Genomic DNA, 13,073 nt, shown 5'->3' with positions numbered 1-13,073 from the left:
TGACGAGACGGCCTCCAATCGAAGTATGTAGCGGATGCACAGCCCAAATCCAGACATGTCTCAGCTATTCGCGGACCGTCAGGCCCAGCGCAGCACCCTGCATAACCGGTATCTGAACGAGCAGTTCGTCCGGGTTCTCAAGACTATCGGCTACGATGTCGGCTTCCAGAAGGGGCAGGGGCAGTACCTTTACGATCGCGAGGGCGCTCGCTACCTTGACCTGTTGTCCGGCTTTGGCGTGTTCGCGATCGGGCGCAATCATCCTGTCATGCGCGATGCGCTCAAGAGCGTCCTCGATGCCGACCTGCCCAACCTCGTCCAGTTCGACGTCTCGACGCTCGCCGGCGTGCTGGCCGAGCGGCTGCTGAAATACGTCCCCTATCTCGACAAGGCGTTCTTCGCCAATTCCGGCGCCGAATGCGTCGAAGCCGCGATCAAATTTGCGCGTGGCGCGACCGGCCGCCCCGGCATCGTCTATTGCGCCCACGGCTATCACGGCCTGACCTATGGCGCGCTGTCGCTGACGGGCGATTCGAACTTCCGCACCGGATTCGAGCCGCTGCTGCCGGGCTGCACCCCGGTCCCGTTCAACGATCTGGCCGCGCTGGAAAAGGCTCTGGCCTCGCGCGAGGTTGCGGCCTTCGTCGTCGAGCCGATCCAGGGCAAGGGCGTCAACATGCCCACCGACGAGTTCCTGCCCGGCGCGGCCGCGCTCTGCAAGAAGTACGGCACGCTGTTCGTCGCCGACGAGATCCAGACCGGCATGGGCCGCACCGGCCGCTTTCTCGCGGTCGAGCACTGGAACGTCGAGCCCGACATGGTGCTGCTGTCGAAGTCGCTGTCGGGCGGCCACGTGCCGGTCGGCGCCGTGCTGACGCGCAAGAGCATCTTCGACAAGATCTTCAACCAGATGGACCGTGCGGTGGTGCACGGCTCCACATTCTCCAAGAACGACCTCGCCATGGCCGCGGGCATCGCCACGCTCGACGTCATGGAGTCCGAGAAGCTGATCGAGTCCGCCGCCAAGCGCGGCGCCGAGCTGCGCCTCGCATTGACGCGCATGGTGCCCGGCTACGAGCTGATGAAGGAGGTGCGCGGCAAGGGCCTGATGATCGGCGTCGAGTTCGGCCCGCCGAAATCGCTGCGCCTGCGCGCCTCCTGGAACGTGCTGGAGACCGCCAACAAGGGTCTGTTCTGCCAGCTCATCACCGTGCCGCTGTTCAAGGATCACAAGATCCTCACTCAGGTCGCCGGTCACGGCAGCCACACCATCAAGCTGCTGCCGCCGCTCACGATCACCGAGGAAGACTGCAGCTGGATCGAGCGCGCCTTCGACGACGTCATCGCCGGCAGCCACAAGGTCCCCGGCGCGATCTGGTCGCTCGGCAAGACGCTGGTGGACAACGCGGTGCGACGGTCGGCTTAAGTTTGCGACCGGTCTCAGCAATCACAGTGTCCCGCTGCGGGGATGGTCTGGATTGCTTAGCTTCGCTCGCAATGACGACTGAGCCTCCTACCCCTCCACATTCGCCTTCATCGCCGCCTCGAGCTTGTCGACGAATTCGGCGAGCTCGTCGGCGCCGATATCGCTGACTGCCCAGAAGTTCAGGCCGCGGTCGCCCCAGCGGCGGCAGTTGAAGCCCTGCATGGTCTGGGTCTTCGGCGGCCGGTGCTCGGTGCTCGAGGTTTGCGACACGAACAAATTGATCACGTGCTGCCGGCGCTTGTAGACGACGGCGCCGATGGCGCGGGCGTCGATATAGTCGAGCCGGCCGCCGACCAGCGTAAAACCTTGCGCGGTGAGATCGATCACCGGCGGGGCGACGTCGAGCTTGCCGTTGAACCAAGGCTTCACGGTATGCTGGTCGGTCGAGACCACGTCGGTGAGGTGGCCGGCCTGGAGCGAGCGCAGATGCGCGGAGACGACCTCCGACAGGATGCGTTGCTGGTCGTCCTGGCGCAGCACCACGGCGACCACGCCGGAGGCGGCGAGCGCAGAGACTGCCGAGCCCATCGCAAAGCCGCGCAGCACGGAGCGGCGCGTCGGCTGCTGGTGCTGCGCCTGCGGCAGCGAGGTTTCGATGCGAGCACGCAGGCTTGCCGGCGCGGTGTAGCGCAGATTGGTGTCTGCGAGCACGCGCTGCATCTCGCGCTGGGCGGCAAACTCGGCGGTGCAGTCCGAGCAGCTTGCGATATGTGCTTCGACCTCGCGCGCGTGTCCGGCATCGAGCTCGTTGTCGAGCAGCGCGTGAAGCAGGATCCTTGCTTCGTCGCAGGTCATTTCGCTTGCTCCTCTTCCGCCGTCCAGGCCGCGCGCAGCATGGCGCGGGCGCGGGCGAGGCGGGACATCACGGTGCCGACGGGGACGCCGACGGCCTCGGCGATCTCACGATAGGACAGGTTGTTGATCTCCCGCAGCACGAATGTTTCCTTGAACGGTTCGGCGAGCGCGTCGATCAGCTTGCGGATCGCGCCGGCATCGCGGCTGCGCAGCACTTCGGTTTCAGGGCTCACCTCGCTTTCCTGCCATAGCGGCGTCTGCTCGGCGGCGCCGGGCGTATCCTCGATCGCGCTCGGTCTATGCGCGCGCCGCGCATATTCGGCGTTGCAGACGTTGCGCAGGATCGCGAACAACCAGGGCTTCATCGCCGGGCCGCGATAGCTGTCGAAATGCTTCAGCGCGCGCAGATAGCACTCCTGCACCGCGTCCTCGGCGTCGGAGGCATCGCGCAGCAGGTAGCGTGCGAGCGTGTAGACGTCGTCGAGATAGGGCAGCGCGGCCTCGCGGAAGCGCTGTGCCTTCTGCACATCGTCGGTGGCGGGCATCGCTCCTCGCCTTGCCTCTGTTTCTTCTTTCGTCATGATCGAAGGCGCGCGTGCCCGGCCGGCGTGGGACCACCGGCCGGGCAGGACGTTGATGCCTTGGTTGGAGACGTTACTCAACCTTGATCATCCCCGTCATGTGCGGGTGCAGCGAACAAAAGTACTTGTAGTCGCCCGCATCGGTGAAGGTGAACGAGAATTTGTCGTTGGTGTCCAAGGTCTTGGATCTGAACTTGCCGACCGAGACTACGGTGTGGGGAATGTCGTCCCGGTTGGTCCAAGTCACGGTGGTGCCGGTCCTGATCTTGAGCTCGGCCGGCTGGAAGACGAAATTGTCGATATGCACGTCCATGTCGTCGGCACGGGCCGTAGTTACGGGCGACAGGATGGCCGCGGTCACGGCGAGGCCGAAGTCGCGGCGATTGAGCATCTTCATTGTCAGCGTCCGTTCAATCTTGGATTCAACCCTGGAGCGGCGTGTCGATGATCGCGAGTCGCTGCTCGTTCTGCTTGAAGTTGATGCTGGCGACGCCGAGCATGGAGCGCAGTTTTGTATCCTCGACCTTCATCGGCCCGGGCGAGGGAGCCGCTCCCGGCGCCGGCTGCGGGAAGGCGGTCGAGCGCGCGGTGTGGAAGGTGATGTTGCCCTCGACCTTCTGCATCACCTGGTGGATGTGCCCGTTCAGCACGGTGACCGAGCCAAAACCCTTGACGTATTCCAGCGCGCGGCCGCCATCCTCGGTGCCCCAGCCCCATTGCGGGTAGACCGTCCACAGCGGGATGTGCGCGAACAACACGATCGGCGTCGATTTCGACTTACCGCGCAGATCGTCCTCCAGCCAGGCAAGCTGCTCGGCGCCGAGATTGCCGAGGCCGCCGGCGTTGAGATCGACGACGTTGACGAGGCCGACGAAATGCACGCCGCCGGCGTCGAAGGAATACCAGCCGTGACCCTTGGTGCCGCGGCCGTAGCGTTCGCGATAGAGCTTTACCTCTTCGTCGATGAAATCGTGTTCGCCGGGCACGTAGTGCACGTCGAGCTTGGTCTGCGAGATGATCCTCTCGGCATTGTCGAACTCGGCGGCCTTCGACAGATGCGTGATGTCGCCGGTGTGGATCATGAAGGACGGCTTGGCCGGCATCGCGTTGATCTTGCCGACCGCTTCCTCCAGCGTGCCGAGCGCGTTGGGATTGGCCGGCTTGTCGAAGCCGACATGGCTGTCGCTGATCTGGAGGAAGGTCATGCCCGGCGCAGCCGCGGTTGCGGCCTCAGCGGAATCGATGATGCCGAGCGAGCGCGGCACGCCGCCCGTGACGGTCCAGAGCACCCCGGTGCCGGCCCAGGTCATGCACTCCAGCACCTTGCGGCGGCTGACGCCGTCATCCCCGTGATCCTGTCCGCTCATCGCGCCTCTCCACGTCGCCCGGAATTGGGCTTCGGGGAGGTGATCGGGGATGGGGGAGGCTTATTCCCGGATGCGATGACGATTTCGTGAGGAGGTATCTCGTGTCCCGGACGCGCTGCAACGCCTGCTGCGCAAGAGCCGAGACCCCAGACGCGATACGGCACGCGGTGAGGTGGGCCCCGGCTCAGCAGCGCATCGTTTCACGCTGCGCGACGTCTGGGGCACGAGACCTATCTTGCGAACTCTCGGACCGCTTCCACCACGGCCGCGGGCACTTCCTGTGCCACGCAGTGTCCGGCGCCTTCAAAGACCAGCGTACTGGCGCGCGGAATGAGCGACACCGCGCGTCGCGCCATCTCCCGGTAGATCGGCCCTGACTTCGCGGCAGTCGTGACGCGTACCGGGCAATCGATCTCAGCGAGCGAGCCGAACGGATTGCCGCGGGCATCGCCAACGTAGACCTGCGCCATCGCCTCATAGATCGGGCGGAGCATTGCCGACTCGATCTCCGGCATGCAGCAGAGCCGGACCCTGCCATCGTCGAGTGTCACGAAGCCGTGTCGCACATAGGCCCGAAGCGAGGTGTCGGTCCAATCCGCAAATGCCGGCGCTGCGCGGTAGCGGTTGAAGACGGCATCGGAGTTGTCGAATTCGGCCTGACGGCGCAACGCACCTTGCACGCGGGCCAGGGAGTCTTCGTCCAATCCGCCCGAGAGCGCCGCGCGCGGGTCCATGATGGTCGGCTCCATCACGAACAGCCGCGTGAAACATTCGGGCAACAGCTTTGCCGCAAGCAGCAGATCGGTCGCGCCCGCGCTGTGGCCAATGCCGTAGACGTTGCGCAGCTTCAACGCGTCGATCACCCGACAGATGTCGCCGGCAAAGTCGAGGAAATGATAGGCGCGGGGCTTGTGGCTCGCGCCATGGCCGCGGCGGTCGAGCGCATAGACCGTGTAGGTCGATGCAAGCTCGCGCGCGACCTCGTCCCAGACGTCGGCGACGAAACCGGTGCCGTGCACGAGGAGAGCGGGCGGCTTCCCGCTCTCGCCCCATTGCAACATGGCGATTTGTGCATCAGTGGGGCCGATTGAAAAGCGCTGACTGATCATGGTGATCGGATGCTACTTCGCATCCTCCAGGATCATCGTGGCGCCTTTCTCCGCGATCATCGCCGTCGGTGTGTTGGTGTTTCCGGACGTGATGGTCGGCATGATCGAGGCATCGACGATGCGTAAGCCCGAGAGGCCGTAGAAGCGCAACCGCTCGTCCACCACCGCCATCGGATCGTTTGCCGTTCCCATCTTCGCCGTGCCGACCGGATGGAAGATAGTGGTGCCGATGTCGCCGGCGGCTTTCGCGAGCGAGGCGTCGTCATCGCCGACGGTGGGCCCGGGCAGATATTCGCTTGGACGATATTTGGCCAGCGCCTTCTGCTGCATCAGGCGGCGCGTGGTGCGGATGGCGTCGGCGGCGACCTGGCGGTCGTCGTCGGTCGACAGGTAGTTCGGCGCGATGATCGGCTTCTCATCAGGTGTCGCCGCGCGCAAGCGAACGGTGCCGCGAGAGGTCGGCTGCAGATTGCAGGCGCTGACGGTGATGGCGGGAAAGCGGTGCAGGGGATCGCCGAACTTGTCGAGCGACAGCGGCTGCACGTGAAACTGGATGTTGGCGCGGGCGCGCGTCGCGTCCGAGCGCGTGAAGATGCCGAGCTGCGACGGCGCCATGGTCAGAGGACCGCGGCGGCGGAAGGCGTAGTCGAGACCCATCAGGCCGCGGCGGAAGAGGTTGTAATAGGTCTCGTTCAGCGTGCGGACGCCCTCGACCCGGTAGATCGCGCGCTGCTGGAGGTGGTCCTGGAGATTGCGCCCCACACCCGGCTTGTCCATGACAATGTCGATGCCGAGCGGGGACAGCCAGTCGGCGGGTCCAATGCCGGAGCGATGCAGCACCTGCACCGAGCCGATCGCGCCTGCCGAGAGGATGACCTCGCGTTTCGCACGCGCCTCGACGATCTCGCCGTTCTGGATGAAGCGGACGCCGACGGCGCGGCCTTGCTCGATGACGAGGCGATCGACCAGCACATGCTTCTCGAGCCGCAGATTGGGGCGGTTCAGTGCGGGCTTGAGGAAGCCGCGCGCCGACGACCAGCGCCGGCCGCGCTTCTGGTTGACGTGGAAATAGCTCGTGCCTTCGTTGTCGCCGGTGTTGAAATCCGGGATGCGCCTGATGCCCATCTCCTCGGCGGCATCGCCGACGGCATCGAGAACGGCCCAGGACAGCCGCGGGGCCTCGATGCGCCACCCGCCGCCAGCGCCGTGATGCTCGCTGGCGCCGAGGAAGTGATCCTCCAGCCGCTTGAACAGCGGCAGCACGTCGTCATAGCCCCAGCCGGTCAGCCCAAGCTGGCGCCAATGATCGTAGTCGGCGGCCTGTCCGCGCATCGAGATCATGGCGTTGATCGCCGAGCAGCCGCCGATCACCTTGCCGCGGGGATAGGCGAGCGAACGGCCGTTCAGGCCGGGCTCCGCCTCGGTCTTGAACATCCAGTCCGAGCGGGGATTGCCGATTGCGAAGAGATAGCCGACCGGGATGTGGAACCAGATCCAATTGTCGTCGCCGCCGGCTTCCAGGATGAGGACGCGGTTGTTGCGATCGGCCGACAGCCGGTTGGCGACGATGCAGCCGGCCGTGCCGACTCCGACGACAATGTAGTCAAACTCACCTTCGAGCCGCCTTGGCATTCTGCTTCCACCCGGATGGTCACTTTGCGTTCCGTCTAATAGGCAGACGCAGCGGATCGGGACAAGCCCGGCCATGACGAGAGAACAGAGCTACCCTGGACCCTCCGCCGGTTGGGTGGACCAGCGCTTGCATGGTAGACAGTCCTCTATTGCTAACAAAGCTTGGGACCTTCCATGCCTATCGTGAACCGCGTCGCCGACCTTCAGCCCGACATCCAGGCCTGGCGGCGGGACATCCATGAGCACCCCGAGCTGCTGTACGACGTCCACCGCACCGCAGCATTCGTCGCGGACCGGCTGCGGGAGTTCGGCTGCGATGAGGTCGTGACCGGTCTCGGCCAGACCGGCGTGGTCGGGGTGATCAAAGGCAACAAGCCGGCCGGCGAGGGGCCCAAGGTGATCGGCATGCGTGCCGACATGGACGCGCTGCCGGTCGAGGAGCAGACCAATCTGCCTTACGCCTCCAAGATCCCCGGCAAGATGCACGCCTGCGGTCATGACGGCCATACTGCGATGCTGCTGGGGGCCGCCCGCTATCTCGCCGAGACCCGCAATTTTGCCGGCGATGCCGTGGTGATCTTCCAGCCCGCCGAGGAGGGCGGCGCCGGCGGCGCGGCCATGGTCAAGGACGGCCTGATGGAGCGCTTCGGCATCGACCAGGTCTACGGCATGCACAACGGCCCGGGCATCCCTGTCGGCTCGTTCGCGATCCGGCCGGGTCCGATCATGGCGGCGACGGACGAAGTCGATATCATGATCGAGGGCGTCGGCGGCCACGCCGCGCGCCCGCACAAATGCGTCGATTCCGTGCTGGTCGGTGCGCAGGTGATCACGGCACTGCAGTCGATCGTCGCGCGCAGCGTCGACCCGCTTGAGTCGGCCGTGATCTCGATCTGCGAATTCCACGCCGGCAACGCCCGCAACGTCATTCCGCAGACCGCGACGCTGAGAGGCACCATCCGCACCCTGTCGCCGGAGGTGCGCAAGCTGGTCGAGAAGCGCGTGCGTGAAGTTGTGGCAGGCGTGGCGCAGATCACCGGCGCCAAGATCGACCTGCGCTACAAGCGCAATTATCCCGTGGTGAACAATCACGCGGCTGAGACTGAAGTGGCGCGGCGCATCGCCGAGCAGGTCGCGGGAGAAGCCAATGTGCACGACATGGCCCCGCTGATGGGCGGCGAGGATTTCGCCTATATGCTGGAAGCGCGGCCCGGTGCCTTCATTTTCTGCGGCAACGGCGACAGCGCCGGCTTGCATCACCCCGCCTATAATTTCAACGACGAGGCGATCGTCTACGGCACGTCCTATTGGGTGAAGCTGGTCGAGGAGCAGCTCGCGGCGTCTTAGTTCACCTCGCCCCGCTTGCAGAAGGGCAATCGCGTATGAGGTTTGGGCTTGGGGGCACCGACGGTACCCACAGCGTCATGGCCGGGCTTGTCCCGGCCATCCACGCCTTTCCACGCAGCACAAAGAACGTGGATGCGCGGGACAAGCCCGGGCATGACGGCGTCTGCTGAATGTTCAAAAGCAATTGCCCTCTCCCCGCAAGAATGGGGAGAGGGAGAGGCGGCACCTTCAGAACATCCGCGAGAAGATCACATAGAGCGTGGCCGACAGCATGATCGCGCAGGGCAGCGTCAGCACCCAGGCCATCAGCAGGTTGCGGATCGTCGACCATTGCAGGCCTGAACCGTTCGCTGCCATGGTGCCGGCGACGCCCGACGACAGCACGTGCGTGGTCGAGACCGGCAGGCCGAACACGTCGGCGGCGCCGATCGTGGCGGCGGCCACGAGTTCGGCCGAAGTGCCTTGCGCGTAGGTGAGATGGGACTTGCCGATCTTCTCGCCGACCGTGATCACGATGCGCTTCCAGCCGATCATGGTGCCGAGGCCGAGTGCGATGGCGACCGCGATCTTCACCCAGTTCGGGATGAACTTCGTGGCGGCGTCGAGCGAGCCCTTGTAGGCATTCAAGGTCGCGATCTCTTCCCTGTTGAGATCGTTTTCCTTGTCCTTCATCAGGAACCGGATCGCTTCCGAGATCATGTACATGTCGTTGCGGGTGTTGCCGACGGCCTCCGCCGGCACCTTGTTCAGCGTGCCGTATTTGGCGACCTGGTCGCCGACATCCTTCACCAGCACGGAGAGCGAGGGATAGGTGCCCTCATTGATGTGACGCAACGTGATGTACTGCGTCACGGCCGGACGGGGATCGCCGATGACGCTGTGTCCGGCGCCCTTCGCGGAGATCACCTGGGCGGCGGCATCCGAGGTCTTCTGGAACTGGACGACCTGGGATTCCGGCAATGCGCGGTTGAGCGCGTAGGCCGTCGGCACGGTGCCGATCAGGATCAGCATGATCAGGCCCATGCCCTTCTGGCCGTCGTTCGAGCCGTGCGCGAAGCTGACGCCGGTGCAGGTTGCGATCAGCAGGCCGCGAATCCAGAGCGGCGGCGGCTTGTTGCCCTCGGGGGCGGCATAGAGGGCCGGATTGCGCACGATGAACTTGAGCAGCAGCAACAGCACGGCGGCGCAGATGAAACCGAATAGCGGCGACAGCAGCAGCGCATAGCCGATCTCGGTCGCCTTGCTCCAGTCCACGCCCGAGGTGCCGTCGCGGCCGCGCATCACGGCATTGGCGACGCCGACGCCGATGATCGAGCCGATCAGCGTGTGCGAGGAGGAGGCGGGCAGGCCGAAGAACCAGGTGCCGAGATTCCACAGGATCGCGGCGATCAGCAGCGCGAACACCATGGCGAAGCCGGCGCTGGAGCCGACCTGGAGGATCAGCTCGACCGGCAGCAGCGAGACGATGCCGAAGGCGACCGCGCCGGAGGATAGGAGCACGCCGAGGAAGTTGAAGAAGCCAGACCACATCACCGCCACTTCTGCCGGCAGCGAATGGGTGTAGATGACCGTGGCCACCGCATTGGCGGTGTCGTGGAAGCCGTTGACGAATTCGAAGCCGAGCGCGATCAGGAGCGCGACGAACAGGAGGATGTAGGGCAGGTAGGTCGTCACCCGCACGCCCGTCGCGTTGACGTCGACATAGATACTGTAGGCGACGAACAGCAGGCCGGCGGCGAGGATGCCGAAGAACAGGATCATCGTCAGCGGATTGAAGCCCTTGTCGAGATTTGGCCGCGACGCTGGCTGGATCGGTGCGGGATCGGCTATTGCTCGGTCGAATGCAACATCGCTCATGTCTGGACGCCCCTTCACTTTCAGGTAAGGGTATTGTCCGCGATGGATTTGAAGGCCGGATGACACCTCAGGCGTGAGGGCCGTCTTCCAGTGTTCAGGCAGCCCGTGCGGCCTTCTTCTGCAAGGCCGCGGCGATCTTCAGATCCTCGACAAAGCGCCGATACTCCAGCACCTTGGCTTCCGGATCCGGCAGCCGCAGCAGATAGGACGGATGCACCGTCACGAGTGCTTTGCGTCCGTCGGGAAGGTCGATGAGTCGGCCGCGGTTCTTGCCGATCGGAGTGATCTTGCCGAACACGCTTTGCGCGGCGGTCGCGCCCATCGCCACGATGAGATCGGGCTGGATTGCCGCAACTTCCCGCTCGTACCATTGCCGGCAGGCTCGGATCTCAGGTGTGTTCGGCTTCTGGTGCAGGCGGATTTTTCCGCGCGGCACGAATTTGAAGTGCTTGACCGCGTTGGTGACATAGACCTTCTTGCGGTCGACGCCGGCTTCCTCCAGCGCACGGTCGAGCATCTGACCGGCCGGACCGACGAAGGGATGGCCGGCGAGGTCTTCCTTGTCGCCGGGCTGTTCGCCGACCAGCATGATGTTGGCGGACTTCGGGCCTTCGCCGAACACGGTCTGGGTCGCGTCCTTGTAGAGATGGCAGGCGCGGCAATGCGCGGCCTCTTCGCGGAGCGTTTCGAGATCGTCGGCGGCAAGCTTGCGTTTCATCGGGGCCTCCGGCCGCTTCTGAGGCTTGTGCGGATCGGTTGCGGCATTGGCGATCATAGCACCGGTCATGCGCTCGGCGTCTTCGATCAGAGGCTTAATGATCGAAGCCTCGGGCAGGTTCCTCCAATATTTCTCCGGCATTTCGGCCTGCATCGCCTTCACCTTGAGCCGTGCCGGATTGAAGATGCTGGCGTAGTAGCGCCGCCAGGTTTCTTCCAACCGGTCTTCGCTCGGTGCTTCGCTCCTGCTGACGCCGGATGTGAACGAAAGTGCGTGGCCATCCCAATGCGCGCAGAGGTCCGGTGTCAGGATCGACCAGGGCATGTCGGCGAAGCGCTTGGCGAAGAACGGCGCAGCGAGCTCGACGATATGATGCTCAGGCTCGAACCAGGCGACGTAATGCGCCTGGCGTTCCCGGCCGATCTCGCGGAAGCGGACGAAGGCATGCATCTTGTGCTCGTCGCGATGGACCGCTTTTGCCATGGCCGTGACCTGCGCGACGTCAGGATCGGTCGCAACCTCGATGAGGTCGTGATTGTCCTTCAGTCGCCAGAGCAGGCGATAGAGGATCGCAAAACGCTCGACATCGCGGTGCAGGATTGCGGCCTTGGCCAGCTCGACGAATTTTGCTGATACGTTGAAGGTGCCGTCGTTCACCTCGAGGATCGGAGACGGCGCGGGCGGCGCGAACAATTCCGCTTCGCCACCTCGCACGGTCCAGGTGATATCACGCGGCGCCACATGACGTAGAACGAGCGTACGGGCAGCTTTGCGCCAGCCGTCGAAATCGGTTTCGGCATCGAGGGTGATGTACTGCATCAGAAGCCAAATCCGAGTTGCGTTGCCTTCGGCTTGAACCGTTCGATCAGCCCGGCAGCGTCGAGCCGATGGAGCGAGGGGCGGTGATCGCTGAGGACGATGAACGGCAGCGCCTTGTGCCGGGGCACGTGCAGCCGCGCGAGATCGGCAAGACGGATCGTGGTGGTGCGCCGCGTCGCGATGATGCGTTCGACCGCCTTGGTGCCGAAGCCCGGCACGCGCAGCAATTCCTCGCGGCTGGCGCGGTTGACATCGAGCGGGAAGCGGTCGCGATGGCGCAGCGCCCAGGCCAGCTTGGGATCGATGTCGAGCGGCAGCATCGCGCTGTCGTCGACGATCTCGCTGACATCGAAGCCGTAGAACCGCATCAGCCAGTCGGCCTGGTAGAGCCGGTGTTCGCGCAGCAGCGGCGGCTGCACCAGGGGCAAGGCGCGGCTGGCGTCGGGGATCGGGCTGAAGGCGGAATAATAAACGCGCCGCAGCCGGTAGGCGCCATAAAGATTGGCGCTGGTATGGAGAATGGTGTGATCGGAGGCCGCGTCGGCGCCGACGATCATCTGCGTGCTCTGGCCGGCCGGCGCGAAGCGCTGCGGCTTGGCCTTGGTCTTTGCGCTGCGGCCGTCCTCGGCCTCGTCCAGCTTCAGCCGCAGCCGGCCCATGGTGCGGCGGATCGCGCGCACGTCCTTCTCCGGCGCGAATTGCTGCAGGCTGGTCTCCTCAGGCATCTCGATGTTGATGGAGAGGCGGTCGGCATATTTGCCGGCTTCCGCGATCAGCGCGTCGTCGGCTTCGGGAATGGTCTTCAGGTGAATGTAGCCGCGGAAGTGATGCTCCTCGCGCAGCTTTCGCGCGACGTTCACCACTTGCTCCATCGTGTAATCGGGGCTGCGGATGATGCCGGAGGAGAGAAACAGGCCCTCGATGTAATTGCGCCGGTAGAAGTCGAGCGTGAGCTTGACCAATTCGTCGATGGTGAAGCGGGCGCGTGGCACGTTCGAGGACGCGCGGTTGACGCAATAGAGGCAATCGTAATTGCAGGCGTTGGTCAGCAGCACCTTGAGCAGCGAAATGCAGCGTCCGTCCGGCGCGTAGGAATGGCAGATCCCCATGCCGGGCGCGGTCGAGCCCATCCCCTTGCCGTCGCTGGAATCCCGCTTCTCGGTGCCGCTGGAGGCACAGGACGCGTCGTATTTGGCGGCGTCCGCCAGGATTTCCAGCTTGCGTTGTACGTCCATCCTTGAATCCCTTTGATTCAGCTCACGAATCCGATCGAGCGCCAATTCGATTGACTCTTCTGGTCCCGTTAGCTTTATATTAGAACATATCATGAACAAATGAGCCAGCCGCAGGTTCTTCTTTTTG

Annotated in this window: 11 protein-coding genes; 2 read left to right on the top strand and 9 right to left on the bottom strand. The window is 64.5% G+C overall.

Annotation, left to right across the window (positions count from 1 at the left end):
• Positions 1–34: 34 nt before the first annotated feature.
• Complete coding sequence (gene hpnO, locus XH96_RS27420) at positions 35–1,426, top strand: aminobacteriohopanetriol synthase HpnO (RefSeq protein WP_028176727.1); 1,392 nt, start codon at positions 35–37, stop codon at positions 1,424–1,426.
• Between the two features lie 87 nt (positions 1,427–1,513).
• On the opposite strand, the gene XH96_RS27415 is transcribed toward hpnO, so the two are convergent.
• The 6 genes from XH96_RS27415 to XH96_RS27390 form a co-directional block, all read right to left on the bottom strand.
• Positions 1,514–2,281, bottom strand: coding sequence for an anti-sigma factor (locus XH96_RS27415; protein WP_194388511.1), 768 nt, complete (start codon positions 2,279–2,281; stop codon positions 1,514–1,516).
• Positions 2,278–2,826, bottom strand: coding sequence for a sigma-70 family RNA polymerase sigma factor (locus XH96_RS27410; protein ID WP_194388510.1), 549 nt, complete (start codon positions 2,824–2,826; stop codon positions 2,278–2,280). Before XH96_RS27410 ends, XH96_RS27415 begins: the two co-directional genes overlap by 4 nt.
• 109 nt (positions 2,827–2,935) lie before the next feature.
• Entirely contained in the window at positions 2,936–3,259 is a 324-nt protein-coding gene (locus XH96_RS27405) for a cupredoxin family copper-binding protein (RefSeq protein WP_194388509.1), read from the bottom strand.
• 25 nt (positions 3,260–3,284) lie between these two features.
• A complete protein-coding gene (locus tag XH96_RS27400; protein WP_194388508.1) occupies positions 3,285–4,229 on the bottom strand; it encodes a metallophosphoesterase in 945 nt (314 codons plus the stop codon).
• Positions 4,230–4,459: 230 nt separating this feature from the next.
• Positions 4,460–5,338 (bottom strand): alpha/beta fold hydrolase, encoded by an 879-nt coding sequence (locus tag XH96_RS27395; RefSeq protein WP_194388507.1) that lies wholly within the window; start codon positions 5,336–5,338, stop codon positions 4,460–4,462.
• Positions 5,339–5,350: 12 nt separating this feature from the next.
• Positions 5,351–6,970: a GMC family oxidoreductase gene (locus XH96_RS27390; protein ID WP_194388506.1), complete on the bottom strand. Its 1,620-nt coding sequence runs from the start codon at positions 6,968–6,970 to the stop codon at positions 5,351–5,353.
• A gap of 174 nt (positions 6,971–7,144) precedes the next feature.
• On the opposite strand from XH96_RS27390, the gene XH96_RS27385 reads away from it, so the two are divergent.
• A complete protein-coding gene (locus XH96_RS27385; RefSeq protein WP_194388505.1) occupies positions 7,145–8,317 on the top strand; it encodes a M20 aminoacylase family protein in 1,173 nt (390 codons plus the stop codon).
• Positions 8,318–8,545: 228 nt separating this feature from the next.
• Here XH96_RS27385 and XH96_RS27380 read toward each other — a convergent pair whose 3' ends face one another.
• The 3 genes from XH96_RS27380 to XH96_RS27370 all read right to left on the bottom strand — a co-directional run bounded on the left by XH96_RS27380 (position 8,546) and on the right by XH96_RS27370 (position 12,946).
• Positions 8,546–10,174, bottom strand: a complete 1,629-nt coding sequence (locus XH96_RS27380; RefSeq protein WP_194388504.1) for an inorganic phosphate transporter — start codon at positions 10,172–10,174, stop codon at positions 8,546–8,548.
• Positions 10,175–10,268: 94 nt separating this feature from the next.
• Complete coding sequence (locus tag XH96_RS27375) at positions 10,269–11,711, bottom strand: UdgX family uracil-DNA binding protein (protein ID WP_194388503.1); 1,443 nt, start codon at positions 11,709–11,711, stop codon at positions 10,269–10,271.
• Positions 11,711–12,946, bottom strand: a complete 1,236-nt coding sequence (locus XH96_RS27370) for a putative DNA modification/repair radical SAM protein (RefSeq protein WP_194388502.1) — start codon at positions 12,944–12,946, stop codon at positions 11,711–11,713. The genes XH96_RS27375 and XH96_RS27370 overlap by 1 nt, the downstream gene beginning before the upstream one ends.
• Positions 12,947–13,073 lie beyond the last annotated feature (127 nt).

The organism is Bradyrhizobium sp. CCBAU 51765 (assembly GCF_015291725.1).
GTDB classification, from domain to species: Bacteria; Pseudomonadota; Alphaproteobacteria; order Rhizobiales; family Xanthobacteraceae; genus Bradyrhizobium; species Bradyrhizobium liaoningense.
Note: the sequence above shows the minus strand (reverse complement) of the source record. Positions and strands in the feature narration are given on the sequence as shown.

Excerpts from the sequence above, each read along its gene's own strand:
- hpnO (WP_028176727.1), top strand. The coding sequence starts at position 35 with ATGCACAGCCCAAATCCAGACATGTCTCAGCTATTCGCGGACCGTCAG.
- XH96_RS27415 (WP_194388511.1), bottom strand. The coding sequence starts at position 2,281 with ATGACCTGCGACGAAGCAAGGATCCTGCTTCACGCGCTGCTCGACAAC.
- XH96_RS27410 (WP_194388510.1), bottom strand. The coding sequence starts at position 2,826 with ATGCCCGCCACCGACGATGTGCAGAAGGCACAGCGCTTCCGCGAGGCC.
- XH96_RS27405 (WP_194388509.1), bottom strand. The coding sequence starts at position 3,259 with ATGAAGATGCTCAATCGCCGCGACTTCGGCCTCGCCGTGACCGCGGCC.
- XH96_RS27400 (WP_194388508.1), bottom strand. The coding sequence starts at position 4,229 with ATGAGCGGACAGGATCACGGGGATGACGGCGTCAGCCGCCGCAAGGTG.
- XH96_RS27395 (WP_194388507.1), bottom strand. The coding sequence starts at position 5,338 with ATGATCAGTCAGCGCTTTTCAATCGGCCCCACTGATGCACAAATCGCC.
- XH96_RS27390 (WP_194388506.1), bottom strand. The coding sequence starts at position 6,970 with ATGCCAAGGCGGCTCGAAGGTGAGTTTGACTACATTGTCGTCGGAGTC.
- XH96_RS27385 (WP_194388505.1), top strand. The coding sequence starts at position 7,145 with ATGCCTATCGTGAACCGCGTCGCCGACCTTCAGCCCGACATCCAGGCC.
- XH96_RS27380 (WP_194388504.1), bottom strand. The coding sequence starts at position 10,174 with ATGAGCGATGTTGCATTCGACCGAGCAATAGCCGATCCCGCACCGATC.
- XH96_RS27375 (WP_194388503.1), bottom strand. The coding sequence starts at position 11,711 with ATGCAGTACATCACCCTCGATGCCGAAACCGATTTCGACGGCTGGCGC.
- XH96_RS27370 (WP_194388502.1), bottom strand. The coding sequence starts at position 12,946 with ATGGACGTACAACGCAAGCTGGAAATCCTGGCGGACGCCGCCAAATAC.